The sequence below is a fragment of the Thalassoroseus sp. genome, assembly GCF_984380535.1.
In genome coordinates this window covers 170,459-191,414 of sequence record NZ_CFHRBF010000003.1, presented here as the reverse complement: position 1 = coordinate 191,414, position 20,956 = coordinate 170,459, and the positions used below count along the sequence as shown (strand labels likewise).

At 54.4% G+C, this 20,956-nt stretch carries 18 protein-coding genes; 11 read left to right on the top strand and 7 right to left on the bottom strand.

Annotated elements, in window-relative coordinates:
* Window positions 1–135: 135 nt before the first annotated feature.
* The 5 genes from AC5DDB_RS05285 to AC5DDB_RS05265 all read right to left on the bottom strand — a co-directional run bounded on the left by AC5DDB_RS05285 (window position 136) and on the right by AC5DDB_RS05265 (window position 6,250).
* On the bottom strand, window positions 136–1,578 hold the full coding sequence (locus AC5DDB_RS05285; protein WP_491738643.1) for a sialidase family protein: 1,443 nt from the start codon (window positions 1,576–1,578) through the stop codon (window positions 136–138).
* Window positions 1,579–1,768: 190 nt separating this feature from the next.
* Window positions 1,769–2,698 carry an alpha/beta fold hydrolase gene (locus AC5DDB_RS05280; protein ID WP_491738642.1) on the bottom strand — a complete coding sequence of 310 codons (930 nt, stop codon included), beginning with the start codon at window positions 2,696–2,698 and terminating at the stop codon, window positions 1,769–1,771.
* Window positions 2,695–3,891 carry an 8-amino-7-oxononanoate synthase gene (gene bioF, locus AC5DDB_RS05275; RefSeq protein WP_491738641.1) on the bottom strand — a complete coding sequence of 399 codons (1,197 nt, stop codon included), beginning with the start codon at window positions 3,889–3,891 and terminating at the stop codon, window positions 2,695–2,697. The genes AC5DDB_RS05280 and bioF overlap by 4 nt, the downstream gene beginning before the upstream one ends.
* Before the next feature lie 116 nt (window positions 3,892–4,007).
* Window positions 4,008–5,180, bottom strand: a complete 1,173-nt coding sequence (locus AC5DDB_RS05270; protein ID WP_491738640.1) for a M24 family metallopeptidase — start codon at window positions 5,178–5,180, stop codon at window positions 4,008–4,010.
* Window positions 5,181–5,191: 11 nt separating this feature from the next.
* Window positions 5,192–6,250 carry an NAD(P)/FAD-dependent oxidoreductase gene (locus AC5DDB_RS05265; RefSeq protein WP_491738639.1) on the bottom strand — a complete coding sequence of 353 codons (1,059 nt, stop codon included), beginning with the start codon at window positions 6,248–6,250 and terminating at the stop codon, window positions 5,192–5,194.
* 202 nt (window positions 6,251–6,452) lie between these two features.
* Between AC5DDB_RS05265 and bshB1 the strand changes: the two genes are divergently transcribed.
* The 7 genes from bshB1 to AC5DDB_RS05230 all read left to right on the top strand — a co-directional run bounded on the left by bshB1 (window position 6,453) and on the right by AC5DDB_RS05230 (window position 15,614).
* On the top strand, window positions 6,453–7,310 hold the full coding sequence (bshB1, locus tag AC5DDB_RS05260) for a bacillithiol biosynthesis deacetylase BshB1 (protein ID WP_491738638.1): 858 nt from the start codon (window positions 6,453–6,455) through the stop codon (window positions 7,308–7,310).
* A 330-nt stretch (window positions 7,311–7,640) separates the two neighbouring features.
* Window positions 7,641–8,672 carry a DUF1559 domain-containing protein gene (locus tag AC5DDB_RS05255; RefSeq protein WP_491738637.1) on the top strand — a complete coding sequence of 344 codons (1,032 nt, stop codon included), beginning with the start codon at window positions 7,641–7,643 and terminating at the stop codon, window positions 8,670–8,672.
* A gap of 42 nt (window positions 8,673–8,714) precedes the next feature.
* A complete protein-coding gene (locus tag AC5DDB_RS05250; protein WP_491738636.1) occupies window positions 8,715–9,806 on the top strand; it encodes a prenyltransferase/squalene oxidase repeat-containing protein in 1,092 nt (363 codons plus the stop codon).
* Between the two features lie 150 nt (window positions 9,807–9,956).
* The gene (locus AC5DDB_RS05245; RefSeq protein ID WP_491738635.1) at window positions 9,957–11,357 is read left to right on the top strand and encodes a HEAT repeat domain-containing protein; all 1,401 of its coding nucleotides are present in this window, start codon (window positions 9,957–9,959) and stop codon (window positions 11,355–11,357) included.
* 67 nt (window positions 11,358–11,424) lie between these two features.
* Window positions 11,425–13,119 (top strand): NCS2 family permease, encoded by a 1,695-nt coding sequence (locus tag AC5DDB_RS05240; RefSeq protein WP_491738634.1) that lies wholly within the window; start codon window positions 11,425–11,427, stop codon window positions 13,117–13,119.
* Between the two features lie 85 nt (window positions 13,120–13,204).
* Window positions 13,205–15,421, top strand: a complete 2,217-nt coding sequence (locus tag AC5DDB_RS05235; protein ID WP_491738633.1) for a PqqD family peptide modification chaperone — start codon at window positions 13,205–13,207, stop codon at window positions 15,419–15,421.
* 22 nt (window positions 15,422–15,443) lie between these two features.
* A complete protein-coding gene (locus AC5DDB_RS05230; protein WP_491738632.1) occupies window positions 15,444–15,614 on the top strand; it encodes a sigma factor-like helix-turn-helix DNA-binding protein in 171 nt (56 codons plus the stop codon).
* A 117-nt stretch (window positions 15,615–15,731) separates the two neighbouring features.
* Here the strand turns inward: AC5DDB_RS05230 and AC5DDB_RS05225 are convergent, their stop codons facing one another.
* Both AC5DDB_RS05225 and AC5DDB_RS05220 read right to left on the bottom strand, forming a co-directional pair.
* Window positions 15,732–16,061 (bottom strand): hypothetical protein, encoded by a 330-nt coding sequence (locus AC5DDB_RS05225; RefSeq protein ID WP_491738631.1) that lies wholly within the window; start codon window positions 16,059–16,061, stop codon window positions 15,732–15,734.
* Window positions 16,061–16,261 (bottom strand): hypothetical protein, encoded by a 201-nt coding sequence (locus tag AC5DDB_RS05220; protein ID WP_491738630.1) that lies wholly within the window; start codon window positions 16,259–16,261, stop codon window positions 16,061–16,063. The genes AC5DDB_RS05225 and AC5DDB_RS05220 overlap by 1 nt, the downstream gene beginning before the upstream one ends.
* A gap of 413 nt (window positions 16,262–16,674) precedes the next feature.
* On the opposite strand from AC5DDB_RS05220, the gene AC5DDB_RS05215 reads away from it, so the two are divergent.
* The 4 genes from AC5DDB_RS05215 (at window position 16,675) to AC5DDB_RS05200 (ending at window position 20,934) form a co-directional block, all read left to right on the top strand.
* A complete protein-coding gene (locus AC5DDB_RS05215) occupies window positions 16,675–17,445 on the top strand; it encodes a hypothetical protein (protein WP_491738629.1) in 771 nt (256 codons plus the stop codon).
* Between the two features lie 85 nt (window positions 17,446–17,530).
* On the top strand, window positions 17,531–18,370 hold the full coding sequence (locus AC5DDB_RS05210) for a hypothetical protein (RefSeq protein ID WP_491738628.1): 840 nt from the start codon (window positions 17,531–17,533) through the stop codon (window positions 18,368–18,370).
* A 135-nt stretch (window positions 18,371–18,505) separates the two neighbouring features.
* Complete coding sequence (locus AC5DDB_RS05205) at window positions 18,506–19,750, top strand: iron-containing alcohol dehydrogenase (protein WP_491738627.1); 1,245 nt, start codon at window positions 18,506–18,508, stop codon at window positions 19,748–19,750.
* Window positions 19,729–20,934 carry an outer membrane protein assembly factor BamB family protein gene (locus AC5DDB_RS05200; protein WP_491738626.1) on the top strand — a complete coding sequence of 402 codons (1,206 nt, stop codon included), beginning with the start codon at window positions 19,729–19,731 and terminating at the stop codon, window positions 20,932–20,934. The genes AC5DDB_RS05205 and AC5DDB_RS05200 overlap by 22 nt, the downstream gene beginning before the upstream one ends.
* Window positions 20,935–20,956: the final 22 nt, after the last annotated feature.

The following is a 20,956-nucleotide window of genomic DNA, read 5'->3' as shown; positions in this document are numbered from 1 at the left end:
CCAAGGTTTGAAGCCTTCTCTTTCGAGACCGCTTCAAGCTTTCGGTTGGCTTTTCTGTTTTCGAGACCCGCTATCAAGAGACGTCTGATTGAATCTCACATTCGCAATCAATACGCCGCGAAACCGCAACTCGATCTAGTTGTCTGCAATGGGGGCGGGATGGACTGAGACGAGTATCGATGTATTGGGGGCTTTGCCGGAATAGTAGGCGACGTAATGTGTGTCACCAATCACGGTGGCATTGGCATTTCCGGAATCGAACTTCACTTGGCTACCAATCGCAACGGCTTCGGAATGAGGCCAGCTCTTTGGGTTATCAAAGATGAAGGCGGGATCGACGACGCGTCGTCGCAGGAGTCCACGACCTCGTTCGTAGTAGTAATTGCTCACAAGTCCCGTTTTGGTGTCATGAATCAAAGTGGGAGTCGATGCTGCGATGTCACTAATATTGGTCCGTGAACGTGTCCATGTCTTACCAGAGTCCTGTGAGACCATCTGAAATTGAGACGGGCCAGTTTCTGTACGGGCGACCGCGAGGATTCTACCGTCCCCGAGGTAAACCGCCGCCGGTTCGGTTGGCCAGTCGCTTTTCGCCAATTCGGACTCAATGGTCGTTTGCGTCCAACTTACACCATTGTCGCTACTAGTCATGGTGCCCCAGGAGTGCACGTTTTGCTGACTGTAGTTCCCCGCGAACCATAGACACATCAGTCCGACATCGGGAACGTCAAAGATGTCGGTAATCTGCATTGGTTGCACATCGAGCTTTGGAGTCGCAAGGCGTGAAAAGTGAATGCCGTCCTTAGAGCGATACAGGTCATGGTTCCAATCCTTTCCGATCCGACGGACCCAAAGAAGCATTGCTCCCTCGGAGTCCAAACCTTTGCCAACCGTCACTTCGCCATAGCCGGGAGTATCCGCAACCGTTGTTTCCGCCGTCCACGTTTTTCCGCCATCCGTCGAAGTCCGCGCAAAAACCGCCCGAGCGTCTTCGTTAATCGTATGGGCGGTTCCGCGACTGTAAGTACAGACAAGTTTTCCACCGATCGCCTGGATCATCGGCCAAGAATTGTAACCAGCCACACTTTGAACGACTCTTGGCTCCGCGGGCGCTCTGAGAGGAGTTATCTTCACTGCAGCCAGTCCAGTCGGGCGTGTGAAGGTATCTTCAGGAAGGGCAGGCTCTCGTTGAATCCGTACTGTTAGAGGTGCTTCAGGAACAATTTCGTAATAGGACTCTAGCAAGATTGTTCGAGTCTGAAATGGCCCTTTCGGTAAGACAGTCTGAACGGGTTTGCCGAGGCGATACCGTTCGGTGAATGCCTCGTCGTCTACCATTTGAGACAGGTGAACTCGATAAACATCGGAGAACTCGGGACTCGTCGCGGCGTCATTCGTTGTGACAATGATCTCGACCTTGATCGCGGCAACGGTATGGGAAAAACCAGCTGCCACCCCGGATACGGATTGCCCCGGCGTGCCCCCCGATAGAGACCAAACGGGAATGTGCGTCGATCCGCGAGACATTTGCACTAACGATGGCTTTCCGGTTGCGATCGAGAAATCGTTCGCAGTCATGAACACAGCTGGTCCCATTGTCGCATGTGATTGCGAACGGCTCGGTTCATCCGCTCTCGTACCGGACGGTAAGCTCGTAAGAAGAACGATAAGTAACGGTAACTGTCGCATGGTAAGTTTGCCGTCTTGCGCGGTTATTCGCGGTCGATTCAAAGTGTCTTGAAGCCGTGGCGTTCGCAGCCTCGAAATCTCAATTCGAGCTTCTCGGTTCGAATGAATTGTTTCCTGCTAGAAACTCGCGAACTCGGGGCAAGATTACCTCGTGGGCATCGTCAAAGACGTAGTGATTCGCATCGGGGAGCGAAAGTGTCTCGGCTGTGGGAAATCGGCGTTGAAATTCTTTGAGGAAGTTCGTCGTGAAACAAAAGTCCTGTTCGCCCCAAACGAGTAGCATGGGGCGATCCTGAAATTGCTTCAGTCCATTCTCCACTTCCTCAAGAGTTGCATAGGTTGGATGCGACTTCTTCAGCGGAATGTCTTCGACAAATCGAGCGACAGCAATCCGATTGGCCCAGTTGTTGTACGGTGCCAGGTATCCTTTCCGGACGGCTTTCGTCATACGTTCTGGTTTGGATACGGCCATTCGCACCGCGGCCCGCGAGAACGCATTCAAGCCGCGGAGCATCAAGCGTCCCAGAACCGGAATCCGGCAAACCGCAATTCGCAGCGGAATTTCCTGCGAACGAAACGCCGCAGTGTTGAAGAGAACAAACCGTTCGAACCGTTCGGGCAACTGATTCGCAGCTCCCATCCCGATCGCACCACCCCAGTCATGCGCAAACAATGTGATATTGTTCAATTCCAAGTCGGTGATGAGTGTGGTCAAGTTCTGAATGTGATTCGCCAGACAGTAGTCGTAGTCTTGTGGCTTGTCAGAAAAGCCACACCCGAGATGGTCAATGGCGATCACCCGGTAGTCCTGCGACAAATCTTTCACAAAGTTTCGCCACGCAAAACTCCAAGTCGGGTTGCCATGAACCATCAGCAATACCGGACCGGTCCCTTCGTCGATGTAGTGAATCCGGTGACCATCGACGTTCAGAAAGCGGGACGCAAACGGATATTCGGCTTCGAATCCATCGCGGGTATTTGCCGGCGCGGTCGTGAGAGTTTCAGTCATATCGCATGCTCAGGGCTTTTCGTTTCCGACGGGAAACGGTTGAAGTTCAGTGGAAGCGACTGTCGAAGCTCGCACAGTGCGTCGAATAACCGTTGGATGTCGTCCAATTGATGATCGGCACGAACAACGATTCGTAGTCGGGACGTCCCGGTTGGTACTGACGGAGGGCGAATTGCACCGACGAGAAATCCTCTGGTTTCGAGTTCCGCCGCCCAACGTACAGTCGTTTCGGGATCACCAAGGATGACGGGAACAATCGCACTGACCCCGCCCTTTGGAATCGTGAAACCGGCTTCGGTGAGTTGAGATCGCAACGAGTCTGCAAGCTTTAACACACGTTGCCGACGTTCCGGATCATTTCCGATGATGCGAACAGCTGCAGTCGCTGCAGCACAAACTGCTGGCGGAAGTGACGTCGAAAACATCTGCGATCGAGCGGAATTCCACAACCAATCCGTAAAGGACTGAGGGCCCGCAACAAACCCGCCAAGAGCGCCAATAGCTTTGCTTAGCGTACCGATGCAGACCGCGATTCGATCGGAAACACCTTGCCACTCGGCAACACCACGTCCATGTTCGCCGAGCAGGCCCGTTGCGTGTGCTTCATCGACGACGACAGCCGCATCGTACCGTTCCGCGATTTCGCAAAGCGAACGCAAGTCGGCGGCATGACCATCCATGCTGAAGACAGAATCCGTGACGATTACCCGTCGTCGATACTGTATCGACCGCTGCAACCGACTTTCCAGTCGATCGAGTTGGTCATGGCGAAAGACTTGAAACTGAGCCTGCGACAGTCGGCATCCATCAATCAGACTGGCATGGTTGAGTCGCTCGCAGAAGACGATATCTTCGGAATTCATCAATGCCGTCAGCGTGCCGACATTGGCAGCGTACCCGCTGGGAAACAGAATCGCCGACTCTTCATCTTCGAAGTCGGCGAGTGCAGTTTCCAATTCCCGATGGGCATCGGTGTAGCCGGTCACCAACGCGCTTGCGCCGGAACCAACGCCATACCGTTGCAACGCAGCAGTTGCCGCTTCGATGACATGATGATCACGCGACAGCCCGAGATAATCGTTCGACGCAAACGAGATCAGGGACGAATCGGATGACACTCGACGTTCGCGTTTCAAACCGTCGGCTTGCAACTGCTCCAAAGCGGCGTCGATCCACGGTAGCGAACGGGACATGACCGGATCGCACTTCTATCGAAGAGCCAAGTGGCATGCCCACGCTGGGATGAGCATGATTCAAATCGGGAATGGCAACGCCCACAACGACAACGCTGTGGACGGGCCACGCGAAATTAGGTCAGGGCGATCAGATGGTTGTTCAACTTCTCTGCGCCGTCATCGAGGATGAGATAGTTATTTTCGATCCGCACACCGCCGATACCGTCCACATACAAGCCGGGTTCAAGCGTTACCACATCGCCAGCGATCAGGCTGTCGGTACTTTCGGGAACCAGAATTGGCGCTTCCGGGTGTCCGAGTCCCAACCCGTGACCGGCATGATGAGTCAGTGGGCCGTAACCAGCTTCGTCGAAGGGCTTTGTCGCTGCCGCAAAGACATCCTTCGCCGCGACTCCCGCACGAAGTGTGGCTTCGGCGGATGCCAATGCAGCCTCGCAGAGACGGAAGATCATCTCTTGTTGATCAGTCGGTTTGCCAACGGCGTAGGTATTTGTGAAATCGCTCCGGTATCCGTCAATCACCACGGAATAATCCAGGATGAACAGGTCGCCCTCTTCCAACGTCTTGTTGGCAGGCGGTCCCCCGGCTTTGGGAGTTTCGGCGTTGGTGGCCCGGAAATCACCGTAGACGATTGCCGGACGTCCAGCGGCAGCAACCGCAGCGGACTGAACTTCGCGATACACGTCCAGATCCGTCACGCCCGGTTGAATGAATTCTCGCGCCCGGGCATGACCCGCATCGCCGGCTTTCATGCACTGCTTGAGCAACGCAATTTCGTCGGCATCTTTTTGTCGACGGAGTTCCCGCAGCGTTGTCCCCAAGTCAACCGACAGACCCGCCCGCCGGTTTGGTTCCGCTGTCACGGAATGTCGCTCGTGATCCAAACCGAGAACTTCATAGGCTCCCACAGGCAACCACTCGGCTTCGACAACTCCCTCATGCGCGTAGAGTCGTTCCGAGATCGAATTGAGAGCTGCTAGCAGAGCGTGATCACGGTTGTCGACGGAGTGTCGATGATCGTACCACTTTTGATCCACTTCCCGATCGACGAACGGAGTCGAGGCCGCCGAGCGAAGCGAAAAATTGTCCGCCAGCAACGTCGAGCCGTTTTCGCGTTCCAGAAGAAGCAAACCACGTTCGCCGAGCGAGAAACTAATCGGATTGACCCAAAAGTTGCAGAGGTATTGGACATGCCGCGGGTCGGCAATCAACACCCATTCCACGCCTTCAGGCAGTGCGTTCCAAAGCCGTTCCTGACGACTTCGGCATCCAGATTCGGTCAACATCAAAACGTCTTTCAGGTTAGGCCGTGTTCTTCGAGGTAGTGTTGAGCATCAAGGGCCGCCATACAGCCGGTCCCGGCAGCGGTGACGGCTTGACGGTAATGATCGTCGGCGACATCACCACCGGCAAACACACCTTCCACACTCGTGTGTGTCCGGAACGGGGTTTTCCAGACGATATAGCCAGCTTCGTTGAGTTCAATCTGACCGTTAAGAAAGGCAGTGTTCGGTGTGTGACCGATCGCGACGAACATTCCGCCGGCTTCGATCTCTTTCGTCTCGCCGACTTCCTTCGTGCTCTTGAGGCGAACACCGGTCACACCGTTTTTATCGTCGCCGAGAACCTCGTCGACTTCGGTGCTCCACTCAATTGTGATCTTCGGGTGGTTTTTGGCTCGTTCGGCCATAATCGGGCTGGCACGAAGTTCATCACGTCGGTGGACGAGGTGAACTTGGCTGGCAAATTTGGTGAGGTACGTTGCCTCTTCCATCGCACTATCGCCACCGCCGATCACGACTAACGGTTTATTGCGGAACCGAGGTAAAGCCCCATCGCAAACGGCACATGCGGAGACACCCTGATTCTTGTATTTGGTTTCACTCTCCAAGTTCAACCAGTTCGCACGAGCACCAGTGGCGATGATTACCGCATGGGCTTCGACCGGGTCGCCGTTTTTCGGCGTGAGTTTGAATGGTTTCTCAGAGAAATCGACTTCGACGATGTCATCAGTCACGATCCGAGTGCCGAAATTCTTCGCCTGTTGCCGCATGAGTTCCATCAACTCAGGACCGGTAACCGCTCGATGCGATTCGGCTTTCGGATCACGGTAGGGAACCAACTCTTCCGGCAAAGCCGAATCGAGATATCCGCCCATATCCCCTGCCGCAAACCCTGGGTAGTTCTCGACTTCTGTCGTCAAGTTCAACTGACCGAGCGGCATGGTTCCTTGCACACGGTTCTCTTCGGTCTCCGCGCCTTCGAAGACAAGCGGTTCCAATTCCGCACGAGCTGCGTAAATGGCAGCGGCCCATCCCGACGGTCCGGAACCAATAATCACAACTTTTTCTGCCACCGGGATGTCCCTTCAAAACCGACTACACTCAGAATTGCGGCATACAACTCTGGGTAATCACTGATGCAAAAGTCACTCATGAAAAATGGTTGGCATCCACCGCGTTTTGCAAGCAATTGCTGATATCTAAGTAGTCGTTTAGCAATTTGCACTCACAGACCAACCGTCCGCAGCACCGGATGCCACCGATTTCACAAGCCCCATGTTACCAACCGAAGTTGCTCGCCGCACTTGCGTGGGCTGCCTCGGAGAACTTACGGTAGGAAACGATACGAAAGTTGCCAACCCCTGGCAACTCTTGCCGATTCCCGCTGTTGCGATTTGCCATTTTCCCTCTGGATCGGAGACAACATTGAAGCCGTTGGATGAACCGTTGGACATTTTAGTGGTCGCTCCGCACCCCGATGACGCGGAAATCAGTGTCGGCGGGACGATCTTGCGATGTCGAGCCGAGGGCTTGCGAGTCGGTGTCGTGGAACTCACCAACGGCGAACCCACTCCTCATGGTTCTCCGGAAATTCGTCAAAGAGAAACTGCTGCTGCCTCGGAGATCCTCGATCTCTCCTGGCGTTACCATCTCGGGCTGACGAACCGGAGTTTGGAAAACACGCTTGATGCGAAACGTGAACTGGCACAAGTATTTCGGTTGACACGCCCTCGTGTCTTGTTGGCCCCATACTGGGAAGACGCCCACCCAGATCACGTTGCAGCCAGCCGACTGGTCGATGACGCCCGCTTCTGGGCGAAACTTTCGAAAAGTGACATGCTCGGCGATCCGTATTGGCCACCTAAGCTCTTCTATTTTTGGAGCATTCACCTCCGAATCCGTCCGAATCCGAAATTCGTGTTCGATATCAGTGACGTCATCGAACGAAAAATGGCGGCCATTCGGTGTTACGAAAGCCAGTTTCTCGTCGGGAAATCGCAAGAATTTCCGGCTCCTTTGGACGACATTCGAGATCGAGCACGGTATTGGGGCTGGACAATCGGCACAGCATATGCGGAACCGTTTGCGTGTCGGGAGGAAATCGGGCTGACGTCGTTTCAGGCGATGATATGAAAGTTCTCGTTGAGTTTTTCGGAATTCCACGTTTACGGATTGGCGTCGCAGAGCACACGATTGAAGTTCCCGACGACGCGACGATCGAGCGTCTATATGTCGTTTTGGCGAGTCAACTTCCGGCATTTGCCGAGCATTGTTTGACGGAACACAAGTTGTTACCGGGTTTTATAGCAAGCATCAATGGTCGAAGATTCGTCAAGGACAGTTCAGAACGAATTCACCAGGGTGATGCTATTCAAATACTTTCCGCTGACGTTGGCGGTTAGAATATCGACTGTAAGTCGTCTCAGATGCCGGGGAGGTTTACTCTTGAGAATGGGAAGATGAATGAAAGAGCAAAGACAGATTATGCAGACCCATCGAAGACAAGGCTTTACCCTAATCGAACTGTTGGTCGTGATCGCGATCATTGCCATTTTGATTGCATTGTTATTGCCAGCGGTGCAGCAGGCTCGTGAGGCGGCACGTCGGACCCAATGTAAGAACAATTTGAAGCAGCTCGGGCTGGCGATTCACAACTACATTTCCACGAACAACGTTCTGCCACCGAGTGCGATTGTCGACTTGAGTGTATCGTCCACCGGCAACAACGGTTCTTGGGGCGTGCATGGGCGGATTCTGCCGTATTTGGAACAAGGCAATATCTACGCACAAGTGGATTTGGTAGCGGCTTGGGACAGCCAGACTGTGATCGATGGAGTGAAAATCCCTCCGTATGCCTGCCCAAGCGATCCCCGTTCGGATGAAGCTCGGACTTTCACTGATGGTCGACCGACATTGTATCCCACGAATTACGGTTTCAACTTTGGCCCATGGTTCGTGTACGACCCGGCCACCAACCGTGGAGGTGACGGGGCGTTCTACCCGAATGCAAAACTGCGGATCGCCGCTTTTACCGATGGCACGACAAACACGTTATTGGCCGCCGAGGTCAAAGCTTGGCAGTTTTATAATCGCAACGGCGGACCCTCGAACACAGCGATTCCCGCCAATGCGGCAGCAGTTGCAACACAAGCGGCAACTGGTACCGACGAAAAAGGCACTGGGCATACGGAATGGCCGGACGGACGCGTGCATCACACGGGTGTCACCACGACACTCACGCCGAATACTTTCGTTCCGTATAATCAAGGCGGGACGGAGATCGATGCGGATTACAACTCCTGGCAGGAAGGCCGCAACGGCAATGCCGGCAGCCCCACATACGCCGCAATCACTTCTCGCAGCTATCACGCTGGGATTGTCAATGCGGCATTGGTGGATGGATCGGTGCGATCCGTGAGTGAATCGATCGACCTTGCCATATGGCGTGGACTGGGCACCCGCAGCGGTGGTGAAGTCATTCCGTCCGACTTTTGATCCTTCGACCAATTTTGAAACCATACAATTTAGGAGTGACCTATGTCAGTAGTTCGGAAACTCGTTGTATTCACCATAATGGCGGCTATCGCCTCGACTGCGTCCGCCGCTGAGTCAAACGATGCCCGTGAAAAAGCCGTTGAGAAAGGCGTGCAGTTTCTCAAGATCTCCCAGAACGAAGAGGGATACTGGACGACCGACAAGTCGCCCGGAATCACCGCCTTATGCTTGAATGCGTTGGTACTCAGTGACGTCCCGGAATCGGATGAGTCGGTTCAAAAGGCCGTCGCTTATCTTAAGAAACACATTCAGAAAGACGGCGGAATCTACGCTGCCGACAGCAATCACCGTAACTATGAAACCGCGATTTCGATGTTGGCTCTTAGCAACCTCGATAGCAAGAAATACAGTGATGTGATCGCCAATGGAGCGAAGTTCCTCCGAGGACTGCAATGGGATGAGGGCGAAGGCCTCGAAAGCTCCGATACTTCCTACGGGGGTGCCGGTTACGGTGGGCATTCGCGTCCCGACTTGTCGAACACCCAATACTTGCTGGAAGCGTTGAAAGCATCGGGAGCAGGCCCGGATGATCCTGCCATCAAAAAGGCTTTGATCTTCGTCTCCCGTACACAGAACCTCGAAACCGAACACAACACGACGGAGTTCGCTTCGAAGGTTGACGATGGAGGCTTCTATTACACACCCGCTGCCGGCGGTACGTCTCAAGCCGGCGAAACCGATAACGGCGGCTTGCGATCGTATGGATCAATGACCTACGCCGGTTTGAAAAGCATGATCTACGCCGGTCTCACGCCCAAAGATCCGCGTGTGAAAGCGGCATACTCCTGGATTCAAAAAAACTACACGTTGACCGAGAATCCCGGGTTGGGCCAGCAAGGTCGGTTCTATTACTTCCACACGTTCGCGAAAGCCCTGGATACCTTGGGCAATTCGACGATCGAAGATGCCGACGGAAAGTCTCACAACTGGAAAACCGATCTGTCCAGCACACTGGTTGAACTACAAAAAGAGAATGGAAGCTGGGTCAACACGGCTCCGCGGTGGTACGAAGGTGACCCGAATCTTTCCACTGCGTACGCCTTGATGGCATTGAGCTACTGTGACGGCAAGTAAGTCACTGCGTTTCTCGTGACGACGTTTGACGAACGAAAGCCCGCCGGTTGCAATCGGCGGGTTTTTCGTTGCGCTGCATCAGTGATCAACCGCTGTTATGATGACAGCCATGTTGAATTCCTGTTCTTCACTCATGACAAATGGCGTTCGATGAACACTCGAAAATCTCCGCGTTGTGCCGGTTGGATGTGGATCGTGGCGTTCGTTTGCATCACGCCGACGCTGTTGGCTCAAGACGCTGCGACCTCCACAGACGATGTGCAAACCCTGGTCAAACAATTGAATGATGCCAACCCAATCAATCGGTATGCGGCGGCTCGATCGTTGTTCCAACTCGGCGAGGCCGCCAAACCCGCTGTGCCAAGTTTGATCGAACACCTTGACGATTCCGACGAACCGACACGAGCCGCTTGCGTGGAAGCCCTGGCGGAAATCGGTCCGGTGGAAAAGGAAATCGTTCCCGCACTCGTCAAGAAGCTCGATGACAAAAGTGCCTTTGTCTGTCATACGGCGGCTGTCTCGTTGGGTCGATTCGGCGCAGCCGCGAAACCCGCGGTACCGGAGTTAATCAAAGTCTTCGAGCGATCCGACGCGGAACGTCAAGCGGTGATCGCCCGCACGTTCGGGGAAATCGGACCGGTGGCCAAGGAATCCCGCGACGTGCTCACATCGGCTCTCGATGCGAAAACACCGGAAGTCCAAGTGGCGGCAGCTTTGGGATTGGCACAGGTTGATCCTAGTGCCAAAGTTGCAGTCGACAAGTTGGCGACGCTCCTGACGAATTCGGAAATCGTGATTCGCTCATCAGCGGCAGATGCATTAGCAGTGCTTGGCGAACAGGCTGCAGGTTCCGCTAAAGCCCTTGCATCCGCCACACAGGACGACAGCCCGCGTGTCCGCCGACAAGCTGTGCGGGCGTTGGGCCGGATCGGTGAAGGGGCCCGGGACGAATTGCAGGTGTTGACTGCACGAACCACCGACGACGACGAATACGTTCGCCAGGTTGCCGTGCTCGCGATTGCTCGGGTTGCACCTCGTTCGCCGGAAACGGCCGATGCGTTGGCGAAATCGCTCTCCGATGCTAATGCCCAAGTCCGAGAAAATGCTGCGATCGCATTTCGCACGCTCGATCAAAACCTTCAACCGCATGTGCCGGCTTTGGTCGCGGCGTTGGCAACATCGGACACAGATGTCGTCGATGCGATTGCCGAGACGCTGACAAAAGTCTCGGAAACATCGCTCGCGGAACTCAAGAAAGCCGCCGAAGATGATTCAAGCGACCAGCGTCGCGGAACCGCAATTGCGCTCGGTCGACTGATCGATCACGATCCGAACGTGCGGAAATCTGCGTTGCCCGTGTTAGTCGAACTTTTGACCGACGAAGATTGGCAAGTTCGTCGTGCCGCCGCACGCGGGCTTGGAACAGCCGGCAAACATGCGGTATCGGCGTTGCCGGAACTCACGGCTGCCATGCGCGAACGCAACAAATTCGTGCGTCGGGCGGCCGCAGCAGCCATTCAGTCGATATCGGAAGACGAACCTCTCGATTGACACCCCGCAAGAACCACAAGCCACCGCGTCGCGCTCCTGATTGACTCCAACTCCAGACTGACATCCGATGACACGCAGCCGGTATCCGTACTTCGTCAAAGGCGATTTGGACGGTTTCTTTGGACTCTTTATTGATAATCTCGTCCAACTTCTTTTGATCGTCGTTCTCTGCAGCTACTGCGGAATCCCGGCAGATTCACCGCTACTGCTCGAAGCGATTTTTCCCGGCGTTGCGGTGAGTTTGTTACTAGGGAACATCTTCTACGCTTGGCAGGCACACCGCTTGGCCAAGCGAACCGAGCGGAACGATGTCACCGCATTGCCATACGGGATCAACACGCCATCGCTGCTCGTTTACGTTTACTTCGTCATGCTGCCGGCCTTCGGAAAAGCGACGGCCGAAGGTTATGAAGACCCGGCGAGATTTGCATGGCAAATGGGTTTGATCGCGTGTCTGGGAAGCGGGGTGATCGAATTCGGGGGGGCATTCATCGCCGGTTTTGTCCGTCGCAAAACGCCGCGAGCGGCTTTACTCTCGACACTTGCCGGAATTGCCATCGGTTTCATCTCGATGAAGTTCACGTTGGACATGTTCCAACGCCCATTGGTTTCGATGCTCGCATTGGCGGTCGTGTTGCTGACGTATTTCTCACGGGTCGGATTTCCGCTGGGATTGCCAGGCGGGTTTGTGGCGGTGTTGTTCGGAGCGATCGTGGGTTGGCTCGGACCACTGATTTTGCCGGAGTCGCTTACCGGTCCCGCAATGAGTTGGGACGGATTCACCCAAGCCACTGAAACAGCGGGCTTCTATTTACCTTCGTTCGCGGGTGGGGCGATTTGGGAGGTGCTCGGAAATTCTCCACAATGGCTCGGGTATCTCTCCGTCATCATACCGATGGGGTTGTTCAATCTCGTCGGAAGTTTGCAGAACATTGAATCGGCGGCCGCCTCCGGTGATGAATTCGACACCCGAACGTCACTCGCCGCCAACGGACTGGGGACGATTGCCGCTGCCCTGTTCGGGAGTTGCTTCCCGACGACAATTTACATCGGCCACCCAGGCTGGAAGGGGTTGGGAGCGCGGGCTGGGTATTCGACATTGAATGGATTGGTCATCACGATCATTTGTCTCACAGGAACGGTCTCTGCCATCAGCCAACTGATTCCCCTGGAGGCGGGCATCGGAATTTTGCTGTGGATTGGCGTGATCATTACCTCGCAGAGTTTTCAAGAAACGCCGCGTGAACATGCACCGGCCGTGGCAATCGGGTTATTTCCGGCAATTGCAGCGTGGGGAGCAACGGTGGCACAGGGCGCGTTCATCGCTGTGATGCTCGCCGGTTCCGGTGGAATTACACTCGAACAGCTACTGACGGACAATCCGCAGGCCCAACTGAATGGCTTCCTCGCGCATGGGCTCTTTGTGATGGAACGCGGTTACATTTTCACCGGCATGATTCTCGCGGCCATTTCCGCTAACTTGATCGACAAGAAATTCTACTCCGCCGGGATATGGGCACTTGTGGCCAGTGTGTTTACGGTACTTGGCTTGATGCACGCTTATCAGATGGGCGGCAACAGCTTGGATTTTCTATTCCTCTTCCAACCCACCCCGGAGACTGGTCTTGTCTACCGTGGTTTCGGTGTGGCAATTGGCTGGGGGTTGTTCGCGGTTATGTTCTTTGCTTACGGAGGTTGGTTCCAGAAGGAAGAAAATAACCCTGCGAAGGTCAACGACGAAACCATCGCCGTTGCCGATTGACGGAACATCTTGCCCCAAATGGCTGGAAATGGTACATCCCGCATTCTTGCGGTCTGCTCCATTCCATTAATCCACTCGCTCACGGATGAGCCAAACGCCCAGCTACCTCATCGACACGACTAAACGGCCGATTCCGATTCGGATGCGGTCGGACTTGTCGATCGAAACCATCGCCTACCAGGACTTTGAAGACTATGTCGTCAAAGATCCGGTATCGCTGGAATACTATCGGCTGCGTAGCGAACAGTTCCGCGTGTTGGAATTGTTGGATGGACAGCGTAGTCCCGAGGAAATCCGGCGGGAATTGCAACAGGAGTTTCCCACACTCCGGCCGACACTGGCAGACATTCACCGTTTGGTGCACGACTTGCACAAAAAGGGTTTGGTCGTCAGCGAACGTAACGGCCAAGGTCAAACGCTTCGTGATTGGGAACGCGAACAGCGTCGAAAACGGTTCTTCGCCGCCTGCAAGAACATCTTCTACATCAAAGTCCCAGGCTGGGACCCGCAGGGCTTGCTTTCGTTCCTCTACCCTTTGATGAAGTGGCTGTTTCACCCGATTTGTCTCTTCGGCATCGGTGTGGGCGTCGCGGTCACTTGGATTTTCTTGCTGATCAACTTTGGAGAGTTCGAACGTCGTCTGCCGGAATTTCAACAGTTCTTCAGTTGGCCGAACTTGGCGTATCTGTGGTTGACGATTGGAGCGGCGAAACTGTTCCACGAAATCGCTCACGGTTTGGCGTGTCGGCATGCGGGGCGTGAAAGTCACGAAATCGGTGTGGCGTTTCTCGTGTTTAGCCCGTGTTTGTATTGTGACGTGACGGATTCGTGGATTCTTCCCAGCAAATGGCAGCGGATCGGTATCGCCGCAGCAGGGATGGTGGCAGAAGTCGCCGTTTCCGCAGTTGCGATTATCGTGTGGTGGCACACGGAACCGGGGTTGCTGCACTATCTAGCGTTAAACGTGTTCTTGGTGACGACAATCACGACCGTCATCTTCAATGCAAATCCATTGTTGAAATTCGACGGCTATTACATCCTCAGCGATTGGTTGGAAATTCCAAACCTACGAGGCAAAGCCGACCGCTTGTTACGGAACACATTCGCGCGGTTGTGCTTTGGCATTCATTTGCCGCGTGACCCGTTTCTACCGGATCGCGGACGCTGGCGATTTGTGTTGTACTCCATCGCCGCCGCCGGCTACCGCTGGTTCATTGCGTTCACAATTGTCTTTACGCTCTACCAATGGCTGAAACCCTACGGTTTGCAAACTCTCGGATTGTTTCTGGGCTTGCTTTCGATTTTCGGAGTGTTAGCCGGTCTTGTAATGTCTGTCGTTCGGATCGTAACCATGCCTCGAAAACAAAAGATTCAACCGATTCGCGTACTGGGAACCCTGGCGGTTTTAGGAACGCTTGGAGCGGCGGCGTGGTTCGTTCCGTTGCCGATTCGTGTGGAAGCCCCGCTAACGTTGCAACCCAACGGAGTCCGGCACGTTTACACTTCGACACCAGGAGCACTCACAGAAGTTCTTGTGCAACCGGGGGAACACGTTGTCAGTGGGCAAGTCCTCGCGCGATGTACGAACTTCGAACAGGAACAACGCGTGCGACAACTGGAAATGACCATCGAGTCGCAAGAAGTGGAAGTTCGCATGTATGAGATCTTAAAGGATCATCCGTCAAAAGAACTCGCCGATGCCACGCTGCAAACCACACGCGATCGGTTGGCCGAAGCGAAGCAAAAACTTGAGCGGTTGGAAGTGGTCGCGCCCTGTGATGGTGTCGTGATTGCCCCGCCGCCGGTTCGTAAAAGTTCGGCCGACGAAGATTCCCTGCCGACCTGGGAGGGATCTCCATTGGACGCCGAGAACCAAGGCTGTTGGCTGCCTCCGCGGACTCACCTACTGAGTTTGGCCCCATCTGCGGAAACGGAAGCGGTCTTGTTAATCGATCAATCCGACCGAAACCGAGTGATTCGCGGAGCTGCCGTGAAGATCCTGTTCGATGGCATGCCCGGTCAAACGGTTTCGACGGCGATTACGAATCTGGCCCCAGCGGATGTCAAAACAGCTCCGCCATCGCTTTCGAATAAATTCGGCGGACCACTCGCAACGGTGTCCAACGAACAGAATGACGAAGTCCTAACTCGCTCGGCTTACCGTGCCACACTGGCGATGCCCACCCCGCCATTCGCTACGAAGCCAGGAATGCGGGGACGAGCAAGAATTACCATCGCCGAACAAACGGCCGCTGAGTGGGTGTGGCGAAGCGTCCAGGAAACCTTTCACTTCAAATTGTAGTTCCCGCAGACGAACAACTAGCATGAAACCAGCGAACTCTGAACTCTCTCGCATCGAACGTCTCATTCTCATTCTCCGCAACTACGAAGAACTCACGTTCGAGGAAATCGCCAAACTTCTATCGCGTTCCCGGACCGAAGTAGAGACAGTCCATACAGACATCCTCCGGCAGCAATTCCAGTTCTGCTCGTAATTCAGCAAGTCGTGGTTCAGGCTATGCCAGACATTTGCGAACCGCAGAAATGGGTTTTGTCAGCGACAGTCTGACCTACGGGCTAATAGCCTGCGTGCCAATTATCACGATTCCACACTATTCCAGTGGTGGAAGATCGATCGGCATCGGAACGGCGGCTTCCGAGGTGTTCATCGGAGACGCTGGGCGTTCCACATCGACACGTTCTGGGCGGATGGCAAGTTGCATGCGTGGCGGTTGATCGTCGCTTTCGGGGCGATCGTCGGTCTTCCGCTCAGCAATCATTGTCTCCGCTGGCTGGTTAGGTTGCCCAGTTGGTCGAATCGACGACTCATTTCTCGCGGCGATCCAAGCCGGTGATGGGTTTGGCTTAGGGATCATTGCTGCCACGCCCAACATGAGTAATCCCAGCGACAAAGCATACTGAGCAATTCGCAAATTGACCATCAGTGCACCTCTTCGATCTGGAGAGCCATCTCCGCGACAGCGGCTGATTCGGAAGGCTGATTCATCACAGCCACGCGTCGCCAAATCAGGGGAATCCAAAGCACGATTCCCACCAGCAGGAGTGTCCAGCGAATTCGTCGCGATTCCAGAATTCGATGCGAAAATTCTTCGCGGTTTGGGAAATCCAGGCTGATTGCCATGGGACGCTCGCAATGAGGAAAAAAGCCATGTCCTTGAAAGAATCGGCAATCCCGAACACTTCGCGCCAGTAGAGTCGTCCCAAACGTGCGAGATTCGCGAAATTGGTTGGCAGGCGAATGAAAAACGGTACGGCAAGGTCCCCTCAAAGCTCCCAGCTTTCCTTGCCGCACCGTAGTCAAAGATGCGTCGGCGGTGCAGACAGTTCGTTGTGTTGCCCACCAACTGCTGATCCGCTGCGACACGGCAAAGATAGGTCGAGAATTCCGGTTGTCAAAACTTTGTGTGTCGAATTTCGATGAATTCCTTTTGCAACCCTGGTATGGTGTACCGATCACCATCGTGTTCCGAGTGATTCTCGTTCGGAATCTGCCATATCGTCGGCATCCGCTCCTAACTTTCAGGGAGGCATCACATGAAGACGCAATTGTTGTTGACCGCCGTCTCTGCAATAGGCTTGTGTGTCCCGGTTAAGGCAATCGCAGAAGAGCAGGCAGAGTCGCCCCCCACTTTTCGGATTCCGTGCGGGACAGAAACCGAACAAAGGATTCGAGAAAAGATCTCGAAGGACCCTGAGTTTCAACTTATTTTCGAAGACAACACGGGTCGTGAGGTTGTTCAATACATCTCAGATTTCGGGAAGCTTCCCATATATATTGCATCGGATGATGCATTTGCCGATGTAGTCGATCAGACACGATTCACGGGGGACCTGAGACAATGCACCATCTCGGATGTCCTCAATCTGCTCTGTGAGAAAGCCTCGGCAGAATTTCTTGTTGAGGACAGTCTGCTCAAAATTGTTCCGGAAGCTGTCGCTGAGGAACGATTCGAAACGGTCGTCTACGATCTTACAGCCTTCGAGGACGCCAAATATCCAACGCAGGACCTGCCCGCTGCACTTCGTAAAACGGTCGCTCCTGGCACATGGGCGAGATCGAAAGCCACGGACTCTCGGGAGATTCGAACCGACCTGATCGACAGTCCGGATGGGCAAACGGTGGCAGCGGCCGTTCGCACCAATACTTCATCGTCACGCGGAAATGTCGAACTCGTGCCCGGGGGGATGGTGGTTTATCAGTCACCACGAGTGCAACGAGAAGTCGAACGAACGCTGCAGCAACTCTGGACTCTGGCGAGACAAAAAAAAGGGACCGCCGAATCAGGTGGTCAAATCGGTCAATAATCTGGGTCGTCACGTCATGAAACTGAATCTCGCATTGCCCACCTTGTTTTAGCGTCCGCAATCAATCGCGTCCTGGAGTCCGATTATGAAATCACTCAGTCTATTGGCACTGACCACGGCGATTCTTCTTTTATTGCCTTCTGATGGGGTGGCGAGTGATGCCGATAAATCCCCCCCGACGTTTCGAGTTGCCAGCAATTCGAAAACAGAACAAATGATTCGCCATAAACTCGCGAACATTCCACGATACCAGATAATTTTCGAAGACAACACAATTTTCGAGGCAATCCAATACCTCGCAGACGCCTCCGATCTTCCCGTTTACTTTGACAAGCAAGAGGGGTTTCGGCATCACCTTTATGCCGCTCGGATGAGTATCGAGATGGAACATGCGACCATTCAGGATGCCCTAAACGTGGTTTGTGAAAAAGCCGCAGCGGACTTTGTGATCGAGGGCAATCTCCTGATGATCGTCCCGAAGTCTTTCGCCGCAAATCGTTTCGAAACTGTAGTTTATGACCTGAGAGCCCTCGAAGCTGTCGACTATCCGATCGACAGTTTGCCGACACTGATCCAGAAAACAGTCGCTCCCCTGACTTGGGACAGAACAGGCGTTCAAAGAAGCCCGGACAGCGTTAATTTCATTTCGAAGAAGCCGCCGACAAACAATCGCTCGCCGATGCCAAATCCGATGGCTTCGAAAAAGGGAACAATTGCACTAGTGCCGCATGGAATGTTGGTTTGCCAGTCGCAGCCGGTACAGCGGGAGATCGAAAAACTTCTGCAGACGCTGTGGAAGTTGGCGAATCGCGTTGCGGAAAATGATGGAGTCTACGTTCCGAAGACCGACAATATGTTTCTGCCCAGTCCGACAACGTTGCCCTTCCCAGAGCCGGCAACGGCCGAATCGAAGCAAGAATCCTGAATCGCAAATTGCCTTTCTGCTTCAAGATGTTTACACTTCAAGAGATCGGGGTTTGCCGATACCACCCATGCAGCCCCGATTTTGACATCCGGCCCCTGCCTCGACCCGCCCGCCGTTCTGTTCGGACTTGCCTTCATGCCCGCAGATTCGACCGCAGCCGTCAGTTCCAACGCACATACTCGCAATTCGCATAGCATCGCTTCGTCGAACCGCGGATCAAATTCAATAGCCGAGGAGTTAACGAGTTTCGACTTCGACCCCCGGACGCGAGTTGTTTTCGGCTCTGGAACATTGAACCGGCTGGGTGAATTCGCGAAATCACTGGGAGATCGGGTGTTCGTCGTCACCGACCCGGGATTGCGAGACGCTGGGCATGTTGAACGCGCGGATCGATGTTTGCGTGAAGCGGGTCTCACGGTCACATTCTTCGACAAAGTTCGTCCCAACCCAACCACCGATGACGTGGCCGCCGCGTTAGTTGTTGCCCGCGAGGCAAACGCGAACGTAATTGTCGGGCTTGGTGGCGGCAGTAGCATGGACTGCGCCAAGGGTGTGAACTTTCTGCTGACCAACGGCGGGAAGATGGAAGATTTTTGGGGAGTGGGCAAAGCGACCAAGCCCATGTTGCCAATGGTGGCTGTTCCAACGACCGCCGGCACCGGAAGCGAAGCGCAGTCGTTTGCACTAATCGCGCAGGCAGAATCCCATATGAAGATGGCCTGCGGCGACAAGAAGGCGGCGTGTCGGGTTGCGATTCTCGATCCCGAACTCACGCTCAGTATGCCCGCGAAAATTACTGCTGCGACCGGCGTGGACGCGGTCAGTCATGCCATCGAAACATACGTCACGAAACCACGCAACAGCGTCTCCACGTTGTTTAGTCGAAAGTCTTGGCGATTGCTGGCGAACGGGTTTCCCCGTGTGTTGAACGATGGGAAAGACCTAGAAGCCCGCGGTGCGATGCTGCTCGGAGCACACTTCGCCGGTGCTGCAATCGAAAATTCCATGCTCGGTGCGACACACGCCCTCGCGAACCCGTTGACCGCCCATTACGACTTGGCCCATGGCGTTGCGATCGGGGTGATGCTGCCGCACGTTGTCCGCTTCAACGGTGCGAAAGTCGGCAACTTGTACGCTGATTTGGCGAACGATGCCGGTCTGAATGGCGACTCTCCAGTGGATTCCCTCGCGGAATTCCTAACCAAACTCATTGCAGCCTCCGGTCAGCCAACCGATCTCAAATCGTGTGGCGTATCCGAGGACCTCATTCCGCGAATGGCGACTGAGGCCGCCCAACAATGGACGGGGAATTTTAATCCACGTCCTGTTGATGCAACCAGTCTCGAGGAGCTTTACCGATGCGCATTTTCACCCGCATGATGGCGCCGCAACGGCGACGTGCTGCATCCCGCCTGCTGATGGTCGCTTTTGGTGTGATCATTGCCGTAGGATCGGCACACGCTCAAGATGCCCAGACCGCCAATTCAAAGGACTGGAACAGTTACCGCAACGGATTTCAGTTGCTGGGAATCGCGAATACCGAGCTGCCGGATGATCTGGAAGTCCTGTGGTCGATTCCCACAGAATTCGGTGTTGCCTCGACCGCTGCCATTGTGTCCGATCGGGTTTATGTCCCCACGCTCGGCGGCGATGTTCTGTGTATCGGACTTCGATCTGGTGAAATCCTTTGGAAGTCACGCTCGATCGACGATCCCGATCCGGCTGCCTTTGCACCGGGATTCAAATCTTCGCCTACCGTCTGGGAGGGTGTTGTTTATCTCGGTGATGAAGACGGTATGTTCCATGCCCTCGACGCGAAAACGGGAAAACGGCTGTGGCAGTTCAAAACGAACGGAGAAATCGTCAGTTCGGCTAGCATCGTTGGTGAGAAAGTCATCTTCGGTTCTTACGATAACAATTTGTATTGTCTCAATCGGAAGTCCGGTGAGAAAATCTGGTCGTTCGAAACTGACGGATACGTCAACTGTTCACCAGCAATCTCGACCGAACACACCTTCGTAACCGGATGCGACGAGCATCTTCGTGTTATCAACCTGGAAACCGGCGCCGAAGAGATTGACATGCCACTCGGGTCTTACCTGATTGCTTCGCCGGCGTTGCGAGATGGAATTCTTTACGTGGGAACCTACGCCAGCACTGTCTTGGCAATTGACTGGAAGACACAGAAAACACTGTGGTCCTATCGCGACGAGGACAAGGAGCTTCCGTATCATTCTTCCGCTGCCGTCACTGATGACATGGTGATTGTCGGGGGGCGTGACAAGCAGATTCATGCGATCGATCGCAAGACAGGTCGCAGCCGATGGACTTTCACGACCCGAAAACGGATTGATAGTTCACCGGTTGTCTCGGGTGACCGGATATTCTGTGGTTCGAGTGACGGATTTCTCTACGAACTCAATCTCAAGACCGGCCAAGAACGCAAACGATACAAAATCGGACGCGAAGTGACCGCTTCCCCTGCGATCGGACAGAACTGTCTCGTGATTGCAGCGGAAGGTGCCGATGAACCGATCGTCTGTCTCGGCAAAAAACAGCCGTGAGGCGACTTTGCGACATGCATTT